Annotated in this window: 14 protein-coding genes; 8 read left to right on the plus strand and 6 right to left on the minus strand. The window is 68.4% G+C overall.

All coding sequences use genetic code 11. The features are described 5' to 3' along the window. Positions 1-454: 454 nt before the first annotated feature. On the plus strand, positions 455-1,039 hold the full coding sequence (locus tag ALI144C_RS43335) for a YqgE/AlgH family protein (protein WP_076993101.1): 585 nt from the start codon (positions 455-457) through the stop codon (positions 1,037-1,039). A gap of 2 nt (positions 1,040-1,041) precedes the next feature. Here the strand turns inward: ALI144C_RS43335 and ALI144C_RS43340 are convergent, their stop codons facing one another. After that, on the minus strand, positions 1,042-1,398 hold the full coding sequence (locus ALI144C_RS43340) for an SdpI family protein (protein WP_237774596.1): 357 nt from the start codon (positions 1,396-1,398) through the stop codon (positions 1,042-1,044). Positions 1,399-1,762: 364 nt separating this feature from the next. On the opposite strand from ALI144C_RS43340, the gene leuS reads away from it, so the two are divergent. Then, complete coding sequence (gene leuS / locus ALI144C_RS43345; RefSeq protein WP_076993102.1) at positions 1,763-4,603, plus strand: leucine--tRNA ligase; 2,841 nt, start codon at positions 1,763-1,765, stop codon at positions 4,601-4,603. A gap of 16 nt (positions 4,604-4,619) precedes the next feature. Here the strand turns inward: leuS and ALI144C_RS43350 are convergent, their stop codons facing one another. Next, positions 4,620-5,360 (minus strand): TetR/AcrR family transcriptional regulator, encoded by a 741-nt coding sequence (locus tag ALI144C_RS43350; RefSeq protein ID WP_076993103.1) that lies wholly within the window; start codon positions 5,358-5,360, stop codon positions 4,620-4,622. Positions 5,361-5,510: 150 nt separating this feature from the next. On the opposite strand from ALI144C_RS43350, the gene ALI144C_RS43355 reads away from it, so the two are divergent. The 3 genes from ALI144C_RS43355 (at position 5,511) to ptsP (ending at position 10,431) form a co-directional block, all read left to right on the plus strand. Further along, on the plus strand, positions 5,511-7,652 hold the full coding sequence (locus ALI144C_RS43355; protein ID WP_076993104.1) for an MMPL family transporter: 2,142 nt from the start codon (positions 5,511-5,513) through the stop codon (positions 7,650-7,652). Between the two features lie 261 nt (positions 7,653-7,913). Further along, positions 7,914-8,792, plus strand: coding sequence for a ribokinase (locus ALI144C_RS43360; RefSeq protein WP_076993105.1), 879 nt, complete (start codon positions 7,914-7,916; stop codon positions 8,790-8,792). A 10-nt stretch (positions 8,793-8,802) separates the two neighbouring features. After that, complete coding sequence (gene ptsP, locus ALI144C_RS43365; protein WP_076993106.1) at positions 8,803-10,431, plus strand: phosphoenolpyruvate--protein phosphotransferase; 1,629 nt, start codon at positions 8,803-8,805, stop codon at positions 10,429-10,431. Positions 10,432-10,434: 3 nt separating this feature from the next. Here the strand turns inward: ptsP and ALI144C_RS43370 are convergent, their stop codons facing one another. From ALI144C_RS43370 to ALI144C_RS43385, 4 genes are read right to left on the minus strand one after another with little or no spacing between them, the layout of a single operon-like run. Next, the gene (locus ALI144C_RS43370; RefSeq protein WP_076993107.1) at positions 10,435-11,034 is read right to left on the minus strand and encodes a DUF1707 SHOCT-like domain-containing protein; all 600 of its coding nucleotides are present in this window, start codon (positions 11,032-11,034) and stop codon (positions 10,435-10,437) included. A 9-nt stretch (positions 11,035-11,043) separates the two neighbouring features. After that, positions 11,044-11,706: a response regulator gene (locus ALI144C_RS43375; RefSeq protein ID WP_076993108.1), complete on the minus strand. Its 663-nt coding sequence runs from the start codon at positions 11,704-11,706 to the stop codon at positions 11,044-11,046. Continuing rightward, positions 11,703-12,860, minus strand: a complete 1,158-nt coding sequence (gene macS, locus ALI144C_RS43380) for a MacS family sensor histidine kinase (protein ID WP_076993109.1) — start codon at positions 12,858-12,860, stop codon at positions 11,703-11,705. The genes ALI144C_RS43375 and macS overlap by 4 nt, the downstream gene beginning before the upstream one ends. Then, positions 12,847-14,004 (minus strand): AI-2E family transporter, encoded by a 1,158-nt coding sequence (locus ALI144C_RS43385; protein ID WP_083753907.1) that lies wholly within the window; start codon positions 14,002-14,004, stop codon positions 12,847-12,849. The genes macS and ALI144C_RS43385 overlap by 14 nt, the downstream gene beginning before the upstream one ends. Before the next feature lie 72 nt (positions 14,005-14,076). Between ALI144C_RS43385 and ALI144C_RS43390 the strand changes: the two genes are divergently transcribed. The 3 genes from ALI144C_RS43390 (at position 14,077) to ALI144C_RS43400 (ending at position 20,921) form a co-directional block, all read left to right on the plus strand. Further along, positions 14,077-16,170, plus strand: a complete 2,094-nt coding sequence (locus tag ALI144C_RS43390; protein ID WP_237774597.1) for a translocation/assembly module TamB domain-containing protein — start codon at positions 14,077-14,079, stop codon at positions 16,168-16,170. A 148-nt stretch (positions 16,171-16,318) separates the two neighbouring features. Beyond that, entirely contained in the window at positions 16,319-17,089 is a 771-nt protein-coding gene (locus ALI144C_RS43395) for a hypothetical protein (RefSeq protein WP_143231213.1), read from the plus strand. 292 nt (positions 17,090-17,381) lie between these two features. Further along, positions 17,382-20,921 carry a beta strand repeat-containing protein gene (locus ALI144C_RS43400; protein WP_143231214.1) on the plus strand — a complete coding sequence of 1,180 codons (3,540 nt, stop codon included), beginning with the start codon at positions 17,382-17,384 and terminating at the stop codon, positions 20,919-20,921. Positions 20,922-20,938: the final 17 nt, after the last annotated feature.

The raw sequence follows: 20,938 nt of genomic DNA on the forward strand, positions 1-20,938 counted from the left end.
CCAGCGTACGCACCGCAGTGAACCACCAGCCAACAACGATCCACCGATGGAATGAATCCAGCCGCACACACGCTCCCTGCGGCACAGTGCACGTGGAGTTGGTGACAGCGCAACGCGCCCAGCGCTGGTTCGAGAGGAACTCGCACCGTGGGGGGTTGGGGGGCTCGGCCCCCCAAAATGGACCTAGGCGACCCGGCGAAGCTGGTGCGAAGCACAGCGAGCAGGGTCACCCAGAGGCTAGGGGTCGGTACGCCTGGTCGCCTCTCGGCGGATGGCGCGACATGGCTCCTGCGTTACCGGTATTCCATGAAGGCTTTGTAATTGAGCCCGGGGGACACAGATGCGTACCGACCTAGCGTCTAACGTTACCGGGTGCCTTGCGTGTTCCCGAGGATCATCCGGCGATTTTTCCCACGCGCCGGGGGCTCATGGTGTTCCCGGGGCTGATGGGATCATGTGCGCTGTGCGACCCGACGCTGACGTAGAGCCAGGAACGCTGCTAGTGGCGGCGCCGACCCTGCTCGACGAGAACTTCCGCCGGACGGTGGTCTACGTGATAGACCACCGTCGTGGTGAGGGCACGCTCGGTGTCGTGCTGAACCGTCCCAGCGAGGTGCCCGTCAACGACGTCTTACCGGCATGGGGCGATCACGTCACCGAGCCGCGGTCGCTGTTCGTCGGCGGTCCGGTCGACCAGAAGACCGCGCTGTGCCTCGCCGCTCTGCGCACGGGTGAGGACGCGGCCAGTCTCAAGGGTGTGATCAGCGTGCGTGGCCCGGTCGCGCTCGTGGACCTCGACGCGGATCCGGCGACGCTCACACCGAAGGTCAAGGGGCTGCGGGTGTTCGCCGGGTACGCGGGCTGGGACGTCGACCAGCTCGCCGGGGAGATCGAGCGCGGCGACTGGATCGTGGTGCCCGCGCTGCCGAACGACGTGCTGGCCGAGCCGGAGCAGGACTTGTGGGGCAGGGTGCTGCGGCGCCAGGGCATGCCGACGGCGTTGCTCGCGACCCACCCGGACGACGTCCGCCTGAACTAGAGCTATCCGCGGAGCTTGGCGACGCCGCAGTTGCCGCACGCGCACCCGGCGCACCCGGCGGGCAGTTCCGGCTCGGGCTCCGGCACGGCGAGCGCGGCCTTGTGGCCGAGCACCCCACCGGCACCGGCGATCACGAGCATTCCGCCCGTGCTGACCACGGCAGCGACCAAGCCACCCGTCGCCAGGATCGCCAACAGCAGTCCACCGACGGCTCCGACCACGCCCGCGACCACGAACGGCAGCCCGGCGACCTTGTTGGCGACCCGGAACGTCTCGGCGTCCCGCATCGACACCGCCGTGCGCACGCCCAGGTACCGGTTGAGCGGCAGCCGTTCGCGGAAACCGAGGACTCCGGTCACGCAAACGGCAAGACCCACTACAACCAGTACGATTGCGACGACCAGGGATGCGACGAACACAACGCCGATGTTAGGTGTCAGGCATCTTCGACTGAACGGACACCCTGGTTCGATGTGCTTCAGGCCATGTCCGCACGCATGGTCGCGCCGCCCGGAGGGGCACGACAAACTTCTCCGCTGGTCAGGTCACCCAGATAGTCGCTTTGGCGGTCCGCTATCCTCATTGACATGGGCACGGCCCGCCGACTTCTTCGCTGGCCGCGCTGACCCGTCAAGGACTGGTTGGCGCGGCGACCCCTCATGCCCGAGACAGGGCTGAGGGGTTTCGCGTTGTTCAGGGCCGAAAAGCAGGGAAGGACAAGCGATGAGCGAAAGCGCTGAGGCTGTACCGGCGCACCGCTACACGGCCGCGCTGGCCGGCGAGATCGAGCGGAAGTGGCAGGAGTTCTGGCAGGAGCACGGCTCCTACGAGGCGCCCAACCCGGTCGGCCCGCTCGCTGGGCCCGTTCCCGACGACAAGATGTTCGTCCAGGACATGTTCCCGTACCCGTCGGGCGCCGGGCTGCACGTCGGCCACCCGCTGGGCTTCATCGGCACGGACGTCTTCGCCCGCTACCACCGGATGCTGGGCCACAACGTGCTGCACACGATGGGCTTCGACGCGTTCGGCCTGCCCGCCGAGCAGTACGCGATCCGCACCGGGCAGCACCCGCGCAAGACCACAGAGGACAACATCAACACCTACCTGCGGCAGATCCGCAGGCTGGGACTGGGCCACGACGAGCGGCGCCGGATCTCCACGATCGATCCGGAGTACTACAAGTGGACTCAGTGGATCTTCCTGCAGATCTACAACTCCTGGTACGACGAGAAGGCGGGCAAGGCCCGGCCGATCGCCGAGCTGGTCACCGAGTTCGCGCAGGACAAGCGCCGGACGCCGGACGGCCGCAACTGGTGTGAGCTGACCGTCGCTGAGCAGCAGAACGCCATCAACTCCTACCGGCTGGTGTACCTGTCGGACGCGCCGGTGAACTGGGTTCCCGGTTTGGGCACGGTCATCTCCAACGAGGAGGTCACCGCGGACGGCCGCTCCGAGCGCGGCAACTTCCCGGTGTTCCGCCGCAACCTGCGGCAGTGGATGATGCGGATCACCGCGTACGCCGACCGCCTGATCGACGACCTGGACCGGCTGGACTGGCCGGACAAGATCAAGGCGATGCAGCGCAACTGGATCGGCCGCTCGCACGGCGCCAGGGTGAAGTTCGCCGTGTCGACGAACTCGGGGGCCGACACCGACATCGAGGTCTTCACCACCCGTCCGGACACGCTGTTCGGCGCGACCTACATGGTGCTGGCGCCGGAGCACGCGCTGGTCGACTCGATCGCCTCGGCGCAGTGGCCGTCCGATGTGGACACCCGGTGGACCGGCGGCGCCGCCACCCCGGCCGAAGCCATCGCCGCGTACCGGCGTGCCGCCTCCATGAAGTCCGAACTGGACCGCCAGGAGAACAAGGACAAGACCGGTGTGTTCACCGGTGCGTACGCCACGAACCCGGTCAACGGCAGCAAGATCCCGGTGTTCATCGCCGACTACGTGCTGATGGGGTACGGCACCGGCGCGATCATGGCCGTGCCCGGCCAGGACCAGCGCGACTGGGACTTCGCCACCGCGTTCGGCCTGCCGATCATCCGGACGGTCGCGCCGAGCGAAGGCTTCGACGGCGAGGCGTTCACCGGCGACGGACCTGCGGTGAACAGCGGGTTCCTGGACGGGATGGCCATCGACGAGGCCAAGAAGACGATCATCGAGTGGCTGGAGGAGCACGACCGCGGCCGCGGCACCATCCAGTACAAGCTGCGGGACTGGCTGTTCTCCCGTCAGCGCTACTGGGGCGAGCCGTTCCCCGTCGTCTACGACGAGGAAGGTCTGCCGCACGCGCTGCCCGAGAGCATGCTGCCGATCGAACTGCCCGAGGTGGACGACTACTCCCCGACCACCTTCGACCCGGAGGACGCGGACACCGACCCGTCACCGCCGCTGTCCCGCGCCACCGACTGGGTGACGGTCGAGCTGGATCTGGGCGACGGCACGAAGACCTACCGCCGCGACACCAACACGATGCCCAACTGGGCGGGCTCGTGCTGGTACCAGCTGCGCTACGTCGACCCGAGCAACAGCGAGCGGTTCGTCGACCCGGAGAACGAGCAGTACTGGCTGGGCCCGCGCACCGAGAAGTTCGGCGCGAGCGACCCGGGCGGCGTGGACCTGTACATCGGCGGTGTCGAGCACGCGGTGCTGCACCTGCTGTACTCGCGGTTCTGGCAGAAGGTGCTGTTCGACCTGGGGCACGTCAGCTCGCCCGAGCCGTACCGCAAGCTGTTCAACCAGGGCTACATCCAGGCGTACGCGTACACCGACTCGCGCGGCCAGTTCGTGCCCGCCGCCGAGGTCGTCGAGGAGAACGGCAAGTTCTTCTACGAGGGCCAGGAGGTCACCCAGTCCTACGGCAAGATGGGCAAGACCGAGCGCAACGTCGTCACTCCCGACGAGATGTGCGAGTCGTACGGCGCGGACACGTTCCGGCTGTACGAGATGTCCATGGGCCCCATGGAGGTCTCGCGTCCGTGGGCGACCAAGGACGTCGTAGGTGCGCACCGGTTCCTGCAACGCCTGTGGCGCAATGTCGTCGACGAGGTCAGCGGCGACCTGCGGGTCACCGCCGACGAGCCGACCGAGGCGGACCTGCGTCAGCTGAACAAGGCCATCGCCGGTGTCCGTGAGGACTACGAGGAGATGCGGTTCAACACCGCGGGCGCCAAGCTGATCGAGCTGAACAACCACCTGACCAAGACCTACAGCTCGGCTGCGGGCACCCCGCGCGCCCTGGTCGAGCCGCTGGTGCTGATGCTGGCCCCGCTGGCTCCGCACGTGGCGGAGGAGCTGTGGTCACGGCTGGGCAGGGAGTCGCTGATCCACGGGCCGTTCCCGGTGGCGGACGAGAAGTACCTGGTCGAGGACTCGATCGAGTACCCGGTTCAGGTCAACGGCAAGGTCCGCTCGCGCGTGACCGTCGCCGCGGACGCGAGCCAGGACGTCGTGAAGGCCACCGCGCTGGCCGACGAGAAGATCGTCGCGCTGACCGGCGGCAACGAGCCCCGCAAGGTGATCGTGGTACCCGGCCGCCTGGTCAACATCGTTCTCTGAGTTCGGTCGGGAGCCGTCAGGGGCTTCGGTTGGGTTCCTCGTCCCAGCCGAGCCCCGCGTCGGCGACCAGTTCGGCCAGCATGACCTCGAAGAAGTCCTCGGTGTTGCTGATCAGCATCGGGAAATGGCCGAACACCTCCAGCGCGACCTGGCCGTACAGCCGGACCCAGAACTGCAGGATCATGTACGTCGTCCCGATGCTGAGGATGTCGTCGGGCACGTCGACACCGGTCTGCGCGATCGTCGCCAGCAGGTCCGCGCGGAAGTCCTCGAGATCCGCCCGCATGGCCGGCGGCACGGTGTCGTCCGGCGGCGGGGTGAGCTGCTTGGTGATCAGCACCTGGCCCGCGACCGACAGGAAGATCCGGCCGAACGGGTCGGCCGAGAGGTCGTCGGGGCCGCCCTGCGGTGTGGCGAACACCATTGAGAACTCTCGCGGGTGGTCCAGCGCCCAGCGCCGGAAGCCGCGGCAGATGGTCAGCACCTGCCGCACCGTTTCGCCCTCCGGGATCTCGGCGAGGTCGGTGGTGAGATCGGCGGCCAGGTCGGCGCAGATGTCCATCCGGACGTGGTGCACCAGGTCCTCGCGTGAGGAGTAGTAGCGGTAGAGCGCCGGTGCGGTGATCCCGAGCTGCCGGGCGATCGCGCGCAGGGTGACCGCTTCCGGGCCCTCGTTGATCAGCAGGGTGCGGGCCTGCTGGCGGATCTCGCGGTCTGTCGCCGCACGGGCACGCTCGCGCCGTGTGGGCTCGCTCATGCTTGACTCCATCGTCTTGTAAACGCCGTTAACCGTCCGTACGCTGGCCCTCAGAGTCAGTGAACGGTGTTTACCGAGTTGCTTGGCCCCGTTCACGCCGACGGTAGTCACGGTGGCCGTCGGGCACCACCGAAACGGGAGGACGCAGAAGTGTTCAGCAGGTGGGGAATAGTCGCATACCGCCGCCGGTGGACAGTGCTCGTCGCGGTACTCGTCCTCGCGGTGATCGGTGGCCTGTGGGGTCTCGGTGTTTTCGACCGGATGAAACAAGGTGGTTACTACGACGAATCCAGCCAGTCCGCCGAGGCCGCCAGGGTGGCCCAGCAGGTCCTCGACCAGCGGGAAAGCGATGTCGTGGTGGTCTACGACGCGGGCGAGGGCAAGTCGGTCGACGACCCGTCCGTGGCCACGCGGGTAGTCGACAGGCTCAACACGTTGCCCGCCGATGCCGTCAAACAGCGCGTCACCTACTGGGAAACCAAGAATCCCGCGCTCGCGGACGCCGGAAAACGATACGGCCTTGTGACCATCACGCTCGCGGGCAACGACGAGAACGCGCGACTGGCGAATTTCGAACGGGTCAAGGACAACCTCGCAGTCGACGGGCTGCGCGACCAAGTCGCGGGCACCGTCGCGATGGAGCACACCATCGGCGAACAGTCGAAATCCGACCTGACCATGGCCGAAGCGATCTCCCTGCCGGTCGTGCTCGTGCTGTTGCTGCTGATCTTCGGCGGCGTGGTGGCCGCGTTGCTGCCGGTGCTCGTCGGTGGACTGGCGATCCTCGGCTCGCTCGGCGTGCTGAACGCGTTGTCGTACGCGGTGGACGTGAACAACTTCGCCATCAACGTGGCGACCTTGCTCGGGCTCGGACTGGCCATCGACTACGGCCTGTTCGCCGTCGGTCGATTCCGCGAGGAACTCGCGGACGGCCGCGGCACCGGCGAAGCCGTGCGCAGAATGGTGGCCACGGCAGGCCGCACCATCGCGTTCTCGGCGACGCTGCTGGTGATCGCTTTGGCCGGACTGCTGGTCTTCCCGCTCGATTTCCTCAGGTCGATGGCCTACGGCGGAATGTCCGCCGTCGCGATCGCGGCGTTGATCTCGTTGACCCTGCTGCCCGCGATCCTCGGCATCCTCGGTCCGCGCGTGGACAAGTTGTCCTTGCCGTGGCGGCGTGACCGGCCGGTCAGCGATCCGCGGCTGCTCGCCCGCCTTGGCCGGGCGGTGATGCGCAGGCCGATCGTGTTCGTGTTGCCGATCCTGGCTGTGCTCGTGGTGCTGGCGTTGCCGTTCACGGGAGTCAGCTTCGGCGCGGTGACCGAGAAACAGCTGCCCGCCGACGACCCGACCCGGCAGGCCGTCGAGACCATCAACCGCAACTTCCCCGCGGCGAGCAACAACACAGCCGAGATCGTGGTCCGCGGCAGCGTGAACGTGGACCCGTTCGTCTCGCGGGTGAACGACGTCCCGGGTGTCCGGCAGGCGGGAGTCGTCGCGGGCCGGGACGGCATGGTGCTGATCCGCGCGCAGCTCGAGGGCGACGCCGTCGGCGACACCGCACGTCAGGCGGTCGACGGACTGCGTGCACTGCCGCCGCCGGGTGGCTCCCAGGTGCTGGTCGGCGGGCTGACCGCCGACGTGCTGGACGCCAACAAGTCCATTGTGGATAACGCGCCCCTGATGATCGGGATACTGGCTGGCGCCACGCTGATCCTGATGTTCTTCGCGTTCGGCTCGGTCCTGCTGCCGATCAAGGCGGTGCTGATGAGCGCGTTGAGCCTGTCGGCGACATACGGCGTGCTGGTCTTCGTGTTCCAGTGGGGGCACGGAGCCGACCTGCTCGGCATCACCCCGGAACCGTTGCAGGCCGGGATGTTCGTCCTGATCGGCGCGGTCGTGTTCGGACTGTCCACCGACTACGAGACGTTCCTGTTGTCCAGGATGGTCGAGGCACGGCATTCCGGGATGAGCACACCGGACGCCATCCAGACCGGCCTTGTCCGAACGGGCCGCATGATCAGCGCGGCAGCGGTTCTGCTCATCGTGGTGACAGGTGCGTTCGCCTTGTCTCAGCTTTCGATGATGAGATTCGTCGGGGTGGGAATGATAGTCGCTCTCATTCTGGACGCCACCGTCGTTCGAATGACCCTCGTTCCGGCAATCATGCGACTGCTGGGTGATGCCATTTGGTGGGCGCCGAAGTTCCTGCGCAAGCTGCAACAACGCGCCCACTTGGGCGAGGTCAGCGACCCGGGCTCCTCAGACGCCCGAGCACTCGAGAAGGTTTAGTCACCTGAGACCGGGTTTTGTTGTCGGTGCCGATCGCTCGGGGGGCTACACGACCGACACCGACAACTACAGAAGTTCAGTTTCGCCTTTCGGCGGAACTGAACCCCAACGCCGCGATGATGGTCGCGACGCGGGTCCTTTCCCGTCAACGACGGGTATACACGACTGTCACTCACATTGTGGCATCAACCATCCGCTGGGACCCGCAATCGTTAACAGATGCGCATGACCGCCACGCCGATGCGTGGTTAGGTGTCGCCCGTGGGAGTTGATCTCGGACTTGATCTTATCGTGGTTGGTTCGGCCAATGCCGACCTGGTAGTCGCTGTGCAGCGGCGGCCGGGGGCTGGCGAAACGGTGCTCGGCTCGGACACTTCGGTGCTGCCGGGCGGCAAAGGGGCCAACACCGCGGTCGCGGCGGCCAAGCTCGGCGCCAAGGTCGCTCTGCTCGGCGCGGTCGGTGCGGACGCCAACGGCGAGCTGTTGCTGGACTCGCTGCGTGCGGCTGGTGTGGACGTCTCGCTCGTTCGACGCAGTGACCGGCCGACAGGCGTCGCATACATATTTGTCACACCGGACGGTGAGAACTCCATCCTCGTCTCGCCCGGTGCCAACAGCGCGCTCACCGAGGACGACATCGACCTGGCTGATGCGCGTGTGCTCGTCGCGTCGCTCGAAGTGCCTGTTCCGACTGTGGAACACGCTGTTTCGGTGGCGGCAGAGCGCGGAGTCCGCCCGGTTGTCAACATCTCGCCAATGGCCGAGTTGTCCCCGCGAACCCTTGCGGCACTGGACCCGGTGGTGGTCAACGAACACGAGGCCGCGCAGTTGCTCGGCGGCGAGGACGTGGATCCGCGGGGCCTGCTCGACCTCGGTGCACGCTCGGCCGTGGTCACGTTGGGAGCCCGTGGTGCGCTGGTGATCGACGCGAACGGCACCCAGCGGGTCGAATCGCCGCAGGTGGAAGCGGTGGACACGACCGGAGCGGGTGACGCGTTCACCGGCGCGCTCGCCGCGCGGCTGGCCGAAGGTGCCGATCTGGCAACCGCGGCGCAACTCGCTGTCAAGGTGGCGGCCGTCTCAGTCACCCGCAAGGGAGCACAGCCTTCCTATCCGACGGCGGACGAAATCGCCGGGTAAGGTCCGGACCATGCTCAGTGGCGTCGGCGTAAGTCCTGGTCGGGCCGCAGGCCCGGTGATCATCGTTGCTCAGCCCTCGGGTGAACCGCCCGCAGGGCCGCCGCCGACGGACACCGCGGCCGAAGCGGACCTGATCGCTCCGGCCGCGGATCGGGTCGCGGCGGACCTGAACGCGCGTGCGCAAGCGGCGACCGGTGAGGCCAGACAGCTACTGGAGACCACGGCGATGATGGCCGCGGACCCGACGCTGGTCACGCAGGCCGCGCAGCTCGTCACCACCAAGCAACTGCCTGCGGCGCGCGCGTTCTACGAGGCAGCAGCCGGTTTCGCCGACGCGTTGCGCGCGGCGGGTGGGTACATGGCCGAGCGGGTGCGTGACATCGAGGACGTGCGGGACCGGGTGGTCGCCGATCTGCTGGGCGTCTCGGCGCCGGGCGTTCCCGACCTGAGCGAACCGAGTGTGCTTGTCGCGCAAGACCTCGCGCCCGCCGACACCGCGGGGCTCGACCCGGCGAAGGTGCTCGCGCTGGTCACCGAGGAGGGTGGGCCGACCAGCCACACGGCGATCCTGGCGCGGGCGTTGGGAATCCCGGCGGTCGTCGCGGTTCGCGGTGTGCTCGCGGCGAAACCCGCGCAGCTCATCGTGGACGGCTCGACCGGCGCGGTCGAGGTGCCGACCGAACCGGTCACACCGTTCGCCGCGGAAGCCGTCGCGACCGAGGACTGGAACGGCACCGGCGCGACCGCCGACGGCCTGCGGATCAAGGTGCTGGCCAACGTCGGCTCGGCCAAGGACGCGAAGGCCGCGGTGGCGGCGGGTGCCGAAGGCGTCGGCCTGTTCCGCACCGAGTTCTCCTACCTCGACGCGACCGACGAGCCGACTGTCGCGGAGCAACAGGCCGCGTACGCCGCCGTGCTGGCACCGTTTCACGGGAAACCGATCATCGTCCGCACCCTCGATGCCGGCGCGGACAAGCCGTTGGCGTTCCTCGCACCCGACCCCGAGCCCAACCCGGCGCTGGGCGTGCGCGGTATCCGCGTGTCACGCGAGCGAGTCGACGTGCTCGACCGCCAGCTCGCCGCGATCGTCGGCGCTGCGGCCGAGACCGGTGCCGAAGTGTCGGTGATGGCCCCGATGGTGGCCACGGTCGAGGAAGCGGCGTGGTTCGCCGACCGCGCACACGCCGCGGGCATCGAACGAGCGGGCGTGATGATCGAGGTCCCGGCGGCCGCGTTGGTCGCCGACGAGATCTTCGGCGCCGTGGAGTTCGTCAGCATCGGCACCAACGACCTCGCGCAGTACACCCTCGCCGCGGACCGCCAACTCGGCGCGGTCGCGACGCTCAACGACCCGTGGCAGCCCGCGTTGCTGCGCCTGATCGGCATGATCGGCAAAGCGGGCATCGCGGCGGGCAAACCCGTGGGGGTGTGCGGCGAGGCAGCCGCGGACCCCAACCTGGCGGGCGTGCTCGTCGGTCTCGGGATCACCAGTCTTTCCATGAACGCAGGCGCGATCCGGCGAGTCGGTGCCGCACTGGCCAAGCACACCGAGGACACCTACCGCCAGGTCGCGAGGGCCGCGCTCGTGTCGCACACGCCGACCGACGCCCGCGCGACCGTGCACGCGATGCTGTCCTAGGCCCTAGCCGATCCGGTCGATCCGCAACGGGAACCGGACCTGCACCGAGCCGAGCCGCAGGGCCGCGGGCCGGGTGATGGTCAGGGTGCCGCCGCGCACCTTGCCGCTGAGCTCGAACCGCGGTCCCGGCAGCAGGCCCGACCGCACTTTGTTGATGTAGCGGCAGTTGAGCACCTGCAGCATGGTCGCGTCCAGGGTCGACTCGTACGGCAGTTGCACCCGCACGTGCGCCGCCCGGACGTCGAACTCGACCTTGACGACCTCGTACGGGATCCGGGCGACGGTGAAATCCAGGTGGCACGCGCTCTGGTCGCACCGCACCACCAGTTCGCTCGGCACGCTCCAGTTCCCGCGGCGGCGGACCTTCGACAGCACGCTGTGCAGTTCCAGGCGCTGCTCCGGCACTGTGTCCGTGCGGACAAGGCCGGGGATGTCGATCAGGACCCCGTTCAGCTCGGACCTCGTCACCGCGGCGAGCGCCTTCTCGGTGCGAGCGGTGAAGTCGTCCAGCGAGATCAGCGCCTGCGCCAGCGCCTTGTGCAGGACACCGACCACGTGTTCGCGTTCGCTGTCGGTCACCCGGAGTTCGCGGGGGTCGGTCACGCGAAAACCCTACTGGGGCTCGGCGTCCAGTCCGTGCTCAATCGCATAACGCGCGAGCTCGACCCGGTTGTGCAGCTGCAGTTTGCGCAGCGTTGACTGGACATGGTTCTCCACAGTCCGGTGCGACAGCACGAGCCGGTCGGCGATCTGCCGAGCGGTCATTCCCTTGGCCACCAGCCGCAGCACCTCGGTCTCCCGGTCGGTGAGCTTCGGCGCGGCCTCGGCCTCCGCGGGCGCGGCGGCCATCCTGCGGTACTCGCCGAGCACGAGCCCGGCCAGCCCCGCGGTGAACACCGCGTCGCCGTGCGCCGTCCGGGTCACCGCGTCCACGAGCTCCTCGGCGGACGCGGATTTCACCAGATAACCGGAGGCGCCTGCCTTCACGGCCTCGAGCACATCGCTGTGCGCGCCGCTGGCTGACAGCACGAGCACACGGGTCTTGGGCAGGTTCTGGACGATCTCGCGGGTCGCGTCCACGCCTGACTCGCTGCCCAACTGCAGGTCCATCAGCACGACGTCGGGCGCGACCGTCCGCGCGATCCGCACAGCCGCACTCGCGCCACCGGCTGTCGCGCGCACGTCGAAGCCGCGTTCGGACAGGTCACGGGCCACCCCGTCACGCCACATCGGGTGGTCGTCGACGACCATCACCGAGATCGTCCCTGTGGTCATCGCGCACCTCCCACTCTGTGCCGTCCCTTCTTGCCACCCGGCCCGGTGGGGACCCGGATCTCCCACTCGGTGCCCGCGCCGGGGGCGGTCTCCAGGGTGATCGTGCCACCGAGATCCGCGACACGCCCACGAATGGACCGGGCCACTCCCATTCGGCCATCGGACGCGGCCTGGTCGAGCCGTCCGGCCGGGATGCCGGCACCGTCGTCGCGGACGCTGATCACCACCTCGTCGCCGAGGTCCTCCACCAGCACCCAAGCCCGTGCGTTCTCACCCGCGTGCTTGGTGACGTTCAACAGCGCCTCGGACACCAGTGAAGTCAGCTCGGTGACCGTCGTGCCCGGCAACCGGACCGGCGTGCCCGGCACCGACACCTGCACGGTTTCAGTTTCCATCACCTGCAGCCGTGATCGCAGGTCCGCCGATCCGTCGTCGCTGGACTCCGGTGGCGTGGTGGCGACAAGGGACCGAAGCGCGACCTCCTGCTCACCGGCCATCCTGGCCAGGTCGGCCGCCTCGCCACCGAGTTCTTTCCCACGCTTGCGGACACGCGCCAGCACTTGCAGCACACTGTCATGGATGTTGCGGGCGAGCCGTTCCCGCTCGGCGGTCGCGGCCTCGACACGTGCTGCCTGTGCCATCCGCTCCTGAGCACGCCGTGCCGTGACGGACGCGAGCCCGACGACGAAACCGCTGCCCATGAGTAGGACAGCGTCCCTGGTCACGTCCGTTGTCAGCGCACCGCGAGTCAGCCCGGTTGACACCGCCACGAGGGCGCCCGCGAGCACACCGGCCGTCCGGCCGTTCAACACGGCGGCGGCGATCGGCGGTTCGCTCACCCACACAGTGGTGATCAGGGGCGAGATCTCGGTCATCTGCTGCGGCGACAGGATCCACACCGACGTGTACATCAGCGCACACGTGACCAGCACGTCCGCCCACACCACCGCCACCCGGCGGCCGAACTTCAACAGATACGCCGGGACCGTGAACAACGTCCACGCCGCGATCAGGCCAAGCACGATCCAGGCCAGGCCCGGCCGTTGGTAGCCGTCCTGGTGCACGAACACGGCGACGACCGCGAAGCCGAACGTCACCACCCGCAGGATGGCGACGCTCGACCACAGCGGTGCTGTGGCGTCACTCTTCTGCACGGCTTCCCGGCCTCGAACCCGAGTCGTCCAGCACGTCCACGTCGTCGCCGTCCAGGTGCCGGTCGCGGTCGCTGAGCAACGACCGGATGCCCGCGTTCAGCACCGCGAGCAGCGGAACGGCCAGCAGCGCACCGGGGATGCCCGCCGCGACCAGACCGGCCGTGATCGCGAGGACCACAGCCAACGGGTGCAACCGAACCGCGCGGCCGAGCAGCCACGGCTGCAGGATGTGGCTCTCCAGCTGCATGACCGCGATCACGATCGCCAGCACGATCAGCGACGCGACGAAGCCGTTGGCCACCAACGCGACCAGCACGGCCACCGCACCGGCGATCACGGCACCGATGATCGGAATGAACGCGCCGAGGAACACCAGCGCGGACAACGGGACCGCGAGCGGCACGCCCACGATCGCCAGCCCGATGCCGATGCCGACCGCGTCGACCACCGCGACCGCCGCTGTCGCTCGCACGTAGCTGACCAGCGAGGCGAAGCTGCGCCGACCGGCCACGTCCACCCGCTCGCGCACGTTCGCCGGGACGCCGCGGCACAGGAACTTCCAGATGCCCTCGCCGTCGTAGAGGAAGAAGATCAGGATGAACAGCGTCAGGATGAACCCGGCGAGCCCCTCACCGATGCTGGCCGCGGTGGTCAGCGCACCGGAGGTGATCTCGGCCTGGTTCTTCTTGATCGTGTCGATGATGTTGTCGAGGAAGTCCTTGAGCTGTTCCTGGCGCAGGTGCAGCGGACCGTCGATCAACCACGCCTTGATCGTCTCGAGCGACTGCGCGACCTGGGTCTGCAGCTGCGGCAGACCGGTGGAGAACTCCGAGATGACGAACGTCAGCAGCCCGCCGATCACCGCGAGCCCGGCGATCAGCACGATCGCCGCGGCCAGTCCCTTCTTCACCCGCCATTCGACCAGCTTGTCCACACCCGGCACCATCAGCGCAGCGAGCAGCAAAGCGATCCCCATCGGGATGAGCACGGTCGCGAAGTACCCCGCGACCAGCATCAACCCGTACAGCGCGAGGGCGACGACCGCCAGGCGCCATGCCAGCGCGGCGGCCACACGCAGTCCGCGCGGCACCACATTCGTCACTTCCAGCGGGGCCAACGGCCGCTTCCTTGGCTCGCTTGTCACGCGAGTCACGTTATCGGTACGGGCAGACGAAATGGGCAGCTTGCCCACGCGTCCGCGCGAAAGAATCTTGGTGTGTCCCGATACGAGCTGACTGAGACCGAGCAGCACCTGGCCGACGCGTTTCACCGAGGTGAACGGATCGACCTCGGCGGCAAGGAGATCCGCGGCCAGGTGCTCGCCGAACTGCTCGACGGCTCCGGGACACCCAGCCTGATCAGGCTGAGCGGCGCGCGGATCACCGAGTACTTCAGCCTGCAGGGCAAGCACGTCCGGCAGGTGGTCGACCTGCGGGACTGCGTGTTCGAGCACCGGCTCGACCTGCGGATGGCCCGGTTGATCGGGCTGCGCATGAAGGCGTGCCGGATGCCCGGCGTGATCGGCCGCAACCTGCGCGTCGAGAGCGACCTGATCCTCGAACCGCGGTTCACCTGCGACGGCACGCTGGACCTGACCGACGCGACCATCGACGGGTCGCTGCGCATCTCCGGTGCCGTGCTGCACGGACCGTTCCTCGGCGCGCGGCTGCGGATCTCCGGATCGCTGCAGGCGGTGGTGGTCCGCGTGAACGGCGAGATGCGGCTGTCGGGTGCGAAGGTCGGCGGCAACCTGCAGCTCACCGGGTCGTGCCTGATCAACCCGGACGGCATCGCACTGGACGGCACGGGGATGTCCGCCGAGGGCAACCTGTTGGCCGACGCGCGGGGCGGCCGGTTCCGTTCCGTCGGCCGCGTGGTGCTGCGCGGCGCTCACATCTGCGGTGACATGCGGTTCACCGGCGCGGAGTTGACCGCGCCCGACCGTTCGCCGTTGAACGCGGACCGGATCACGGTCGACGGCAACGTGTTGCTGAACAGAGGCCTCACAGTCCGGGGCGCGGTCCGGCTGGCGGACGCCCGGATCGGCGGTTACCTGCGGCTCACCGGTGCCACGCTGGGCTGCGAGCAGACGTTGACCGATGAGAACGGCGACCGCGCCCCGGTCGCGTTCTTCGGCGACGGCATCGAGGTCGGCGGTGATCTGAGCGCCCGGTCCGGAGAACTGGCCGGTGCGCCGAACGACGCGCCGCTGATCGCGTACGGCCAGGTCCGGCTGCCTGGCGCCAAAGTGGACGGCAGCGCCAGCTTCTCCGGCGCCCAGCTGCACTGCCCCGGACGGGACGCGTTGTTCGCCGACCGGTTGAGCGTCGGCGAGACGCTGTTCATGGAGGGTGTCCGGGCGACCGGGTCCATCCGGTTGCAGGACAGCAGGATCGGCGCGTCGCTGAACGTCACCGGGTCGACGTTCGCCGAGCCGAGGCAACGCGCCGACGGCAGCCGCAAGCCTTCCCTCGACCTGCAGTTCGCCGCGATCGGGCACAACCTCTTGTGCAGCCGGAACGTTGTCGCGAAAGGCGGGGTCAGCGCGCGACTCGCCGAGGTCCGGCACACGGTGCACCTTTCACACGCGGTCATGGGCGACGGCAAGCCGGACAGCGTCGCGTTCGACGGCTACGGCATGAAGGCACACCAACTTGTGATGCAGTTCTCACCGGACGAACCACCGCAGGGCGCTGTCCGGCTCGGCAACGCGCACGTCCGGAAACTGTCCGACGGCCCCGGGTTGTGGGCGGCCGTCGGCGGCCTGGACGTCGACGACTTCGTGTACGAGTCCATCGAGGCCAACGGCGGCGCGACGGTCAAGGACCGGCTGGCGTGGCTGCGGCAGGTCCAGCCGGACTTCGCGCCGGGTCCGTACGACCACCTGGTGACCGTGTACCGGGAGGCGGGCGAGGAGGAACTCGCCGAGAAGGTGTTGATGGAGAAGCAACGCAGGCGGCACGCCGAGCTCAAGCTGGCCGGCCGGGTCTGGGGCTTCCTGCAGGACAAGACGGTCGGCTTCGGCTACCGGCCCTGGCTCGCCGTGGTGTGGATCGCGGTGTTCTGGCTGCTCGGCACGGTCTGGTTCGCCTTCCACCAACTGTCCCATTTGGACAACGACCAGAATCCGGTGTGGAATCCCGCGATGCTGTCGCTCGACCTGCTGCTGCCGATCATCGACCTCGGCCAGGACAAGATGTGGCGGATGGACGGCAACTCGGAATGGGTGTCCGGAATCCTCATCGCCGCAGGGTGGGTGCTCGCCACCACGGTCGCGGCCGGTGCGACGCGGTTGCTGAAACGAACTTGAGCACGTTCACACGATCGGGCGGACTGGTCGTGTCGGGCGTGCGAAACACCGGTCGGCTTTGGCAGTCTTGCGGACGCACCCCGGTCGTGATCCATCCGTTGCCGGGTTGCCACCACCATTCGCCAGACCGGAAGACAGGCATAGCACCGTGGATACGGCAAGGACTGAGAGGGCCGCTCGACTGCGGCGAATCCTCTCGCGTGCTGCCGTTGTCGTCGGTGGTGCCGCTGCCGCCTGGTTGCTCTCGACGGCGACCGCGTCGGCCGAAACGTCCGAACAGGACGTGGTGCAGCCGGTCGTCGACGCGCTGACTCAGCAGAACACGGTGCCAGCCAAGGATTTGGCCGACGCCGTGCTCCCGCAGCCGTCTGCACCGCCCGCCGGCCTGAAGGACGTCGGCCAGCAGGTGCACGGCGCGGTCGAGAAGGTCGCCGCGCAGCTGAAGCAGCTGCCCGCGCCCACGACCGGCATCGGCGAGGTCGAAGAGCCCGCCAAGCTGAGGCTGCTGACAGTCGACGACGCCGATGCCGACACGTGGTCGGTCGTCACCCCGGTTGCCGCCAACCCCCAGCTCGCTCCGGCCCCGTCCGCCGGACCGGAGCGAGTGGCGGCGCACGACGCCGGTCGTGCACCCGTTGCCGAGTCGCCCCGGCGTGCTCCGCCGGTCGGCGACGCGGCACCGGAACTCCCCGCCCTCCCCCGCCTTCCGCTGCCGATGCCGTTGCCCGTGCCCGTCGCGCCTGCTGGCGTGTGCACGTCCTGTGGCAACGGCGGATCCAACAACGACGACTTCTTCGTCGCTGTGGCACACGTGTGGCCGTTCCCGACTTCGGGATTCGCCACCTCGCAGGCGCTGCGCCTGATCTCGCAGCACGTTGCCCCGGCTGCTGGTGAGCAGCCCGGCGTCACCCCTGACTGACGCGAGCACGCGCGGCCTTCGATAGCGCCCGTGTGCTTTCGCGCGCTGTCGGCCGTGCACCTCCACCCCAAGACCCGGGTGGTCGCATGCCCCGACGCCTTTGCCGTCCGGCCACCCGTTCCCACCCTTGCTACTGCCCAAGGAAAGGAGAGACACCCGGATGCAAACCTGGGCGCGGCGCGGTCTTCAGACCGCGCTGGTCACCGGTGGTTTGCTGATGCTCGGTACAGGCATCGCTTCTGCCAGTGAAAACGTCAACCCGGATCGGCCGGCATCGCCGCTCGATCCGAAGGTGAAGATCCCAGTTCGGATACACGACAACGCGCTCGGTACCCCGCTCGGCCAGCAGAACCTGCCAGGTGTGCACCGCGACGCCGTAGTGAGTACGGACGCCGTGATGAAGGGCACCCCGGTCGCGAAGGTCGAGCCGGTGGTCGGCAAGGCGAAATCCGTCGCCGGCAACGTCCCCGGCGTCCAGCGGATCACGGCCAAGGCGGCCGATGCGTTTCACGGCAACAAGGTCACCCCGCACGTCGTCGTGCCCGTCGAGTTCGCGGGCAACGCGATCGCGGCAGGGGGTGACGCCGCCGTGAGCGCCACCTCCAGCGAGACCGACACCAACTCCAGTCCGGTGTTGACCAGCGGCTCGGACGGCGTTCTCGGCGGCAACGTGGTCAACCTCGATTGGGCATTGCCCGTCCGGATCAGCGGCAACGCGATTGCCGCGCTGGGCAAGGCGACCACGTACTTCGTGTCCGAGAACACCACTGTCTCCGGCGGTGACATCGTCACCGACGGCGCCAACAGCGTGCTGGCAGGCAACGTCGCGTCCGGCCAGTTCGCCACGCCGGTCGGCGTGACCGCGAACGCGGTCTCCGCGGCCGGTATCGCCACGGCCGTCACCGCGATGGACGACGAGGCACACGCTCCCGGCACCATCACGACCAACGGCGACAACACCGTGGTCGGTGGCACCGGCGCCGGTGTGCCGATCGCACTGCCGGTCGGCGTGCACGGCAACGCGGCCTCGGCCGGCGGTAAGTCGTGGGTCGCCGAGAAGAACACCGTCGCCGCGACCGCAGGGCAGGCACTGGGCAACCGTGCCAAGGCCGGCAACTTCATCACCACCAGCGGCAAGGAGTCGGTGCTGTCCGGCACCGTCGCCGAGCCCGCGATCGCCGGGACGGTCGACGTCACGTGCAACGCGGCAACCCTGCTGGGTACCGGTGACTGCGACGGTGCCACCGGCACGGTCACGCAGTCCGGCGGCTCGACGAGCACCAACGGTGACAAGTCGACGGGTGGTGGCACCGCGCTGACCCCGTCGGCCGCCTCGCCTGTGCAACTCTTCGCCAACTCGGCCACGCTCGGCGGGCTGACCGACGTCCACCACGTCAACACCGACACCTCGAAGGCCGGTGGAAACACCGTCACCAGCGGCAAGGACGCCGTGCTTGCCGGAACGATCGCCGATCCCGCGCTCGCCGGTCCCGTCGAAGCCTTCGGCAACGCGGCGAGCGTGCTCGGCATCGCCAAGACGGACTCGCTGAACGCCACCGTCACCAAGGCCGGTGGACACGCGTTGTCCAATGCGGACAACAGCGTCGTCTCCGGCACAGTGGGCAGCGCAGCCGTGGCGATGCCCGCGGAGGTCTTCGGCCTCGCCGCCAACGTCGGTGGCCAGACCGAGGCACTGGTCGGTGAGCACAAGGTCTCCACCGCCGGTGGTGACTCGGTTGTGCACGCGGACAACTCCGTGCTCGGCGGTAGCGCCGTGCGGCCGTCGGCGGCCGGGCCCGTGCAGGTGCTGAGCAACTCCGCGACCGTGCTTGGCCGCGGCAATACCGATGTTTGCAACGACGTCGTCACCAAGGCAGGTGGTGTCACCGGCACGACGGGCAATGACAGCTCCGTCGGCGGCAACGCCGTGACCCCGGCCGTCGGTCTGCCGGCCGAAGTGCTGGGCAACAACGCCAACCTCGCCGGTCTGACCTCCAGCAAGGTCGATGAGAACAAGGTGACCGCCGCTGGTGGCCTGACCAACACCCATGACGACGCCGGTGTGCTGGCGTCGAACGCCGTGGTCACCTCTCTCGCCGGGCCGGTGCAGGTGTTCGGCAACTCGGCGACGGGTGGCGGTATCGCCAAGGCAACGGCGATCAAGGACACGATGGTCACGGCCGGTGGGCCGGTCATCGCCAAGGGCACCGGCGGCGCCGCGTCCGGCAACGTCGCGGCCGTCCCGCTGGCCTTGCCCGGACAGGCGTTCGGACTGGCCGCGGGTGTGGTCGGCAAGCCCACCTCGTGGGCAACGGGTGACACTTCGTCCACCTCGGGCGGCACCGTCACCACCGACGGCAAGGCGGGCACGATCAACGGCAACGTCGCTTCGTTGCCCGGTGCCGGTGCGATCCAAGTCTTCGGTGACGCGCTCGGGATCGGTTCGGTCGCCAACGGCTCCGCCGACAACGACACCGACGCGACCGCCGGTGGCAACGTCCTGACCAACGGCCAGGACGGCTCGATCGCAGGCAACGTGGCCAGCGTCCAGCCGCTGGCAGTCGGTCAGGCCTTCGGTGACGCCGCGGCGCTCACCGGTCTGTCGAACGGCTCCGGCCACAACGACACCGTGGTGACCAACGGCGGTGACATCACCACCAGCGGTGACCGCGGTTCGATCGCGGGCAACCTGGCGGACGTGCCGGTCGCCGCGATCGCCCAGGTCTTCGGCGACGCCGCCGCTGTCGGTGGCAACGCGCTCGGTGCCGGCCCGAACGAAACAACCACTGTCAACGGTGGTGAGGACACCACGTCCGGCAACGGCGGAAACCTGTCCGGCAACCTGGCCACAGTGCCTGCCGCAGGCGCCGCGCAGATCTTCGGCAACGCGGCTTCGGCCGTCGGCAATGCCACCGGTGTCGGGAAGAACCACACCACGGCTCTCATCGGCGGCGACGCGACGACAGACGGTGAGTACGGCTCGATCTCGGGCAACCTGTTCGCCGTGCCCGTCACGGCAGCGGGTCAGGTCTTCGGCAACGCCGGGTCTGTCGGTGGGCACGCTGTCGGTGCTGCGGAGAACACCACCACCACGCTGGTGGGTGGCGACTACGAGACCGACGGTCCGATGAACACGCTGTCGGGCGTGAACCAGTCGATTCCGTTGGACGCGACCCAGCAGATCTTCGCCATCCCGGTTCCGGTGCTGGCACACGCCGTCGCACAAGGCAAGAACATCCCACAGGCCAAGCTCGATGACACCGCGCCGATCATCGATCTGCCGATCGCCAGGGGAGGTCTGGCCGCCAACAAACTGCCGCGGTTGCCGAGGCACGATCTGTTCTCGCCGGCCAAGACCCGTGCGGACGGGCCGGTGAGCGAACTGCCGCTCGAGAAGGTGCCGGTTGACGAGGTGCTCGGACTGCCGGGCCGGTTGACCGGGGCGCAGATGAACGTGGCCCCGAACCTGGGCACCGCGAACGTCAACGGCATGGAACTGTCCTATCTGCAGGAAATCGTCGACGCGGCGCAGACGCAGCCGATGAGCAAGGTCGTCGACGCACTGCCGATGCACCCTTCGGTGTCCGTTACCCGGACCCGGTCGAGCCTGCCGGTCGGCCATCCTGTACTGTCTAATAAGGACAGTTCTAAGCTGCCGACCGCCGGTCTGGACGACGCGTACGTCAACGGCGTCGGCCTGTCTGGCCTCAAGAACATCACCGGCGCGGCTGATTTGTCCTCATTGGACGAGATGCAGGCACTGCCCGTCGCCAAAGTGGTCAAGCAACTGCCCGTGCAGCCCGACTTCGACCGTCTGCCGAAGCTGCCCTGATCCCATGGTGGCCGGGG

Origin of the sequence: Actinosynnema sp. ALI-1.44, assembly GCF_001984155.1 — a bacterium.
GTDB lineage: Bacteria > Actinomycetota > Actinomycetes > Mycobacteriales > Pseudonocardiaceae > Kibdelosporangium.

Coding starts and splice junctions, on each gene's coding strand:
- ALI144C_RS43375 (WP_076993108.1), bottom strand. CDS start 11,706: ATGACCACAGGGACGATCTCGGTGATGGTCGTCGACGACCACCCGATG.
- ptsP (WP_076993106.1), top strand. CDS start 8,803: ATGCTCAGTGGCGTCGGCGTAAGTCCTGGTCGGGCCGCAGGCCCGGTG.
- ALI144C_RS43335 (WP_076993101.1), top strand. CDS start 455: ATGTGCGCTGTGCGACCCGACGCTGACGTAGAGCCAGGAACGCTGCTA.
- leuS (WP_076993102.1), top strand. CDS start 1,763: ATGAGCGAAAGCGCTGAGGCTGTACCGGCGCACCGCTACACGGCCGCG.
- ALI144C_RS43350 (WP_076993103.1), bottom strand. CDS start 5,360: ATGAGCGAGCCCACACGGCGCGAGCGTGCCCGTGCGGCGACAGACCGC.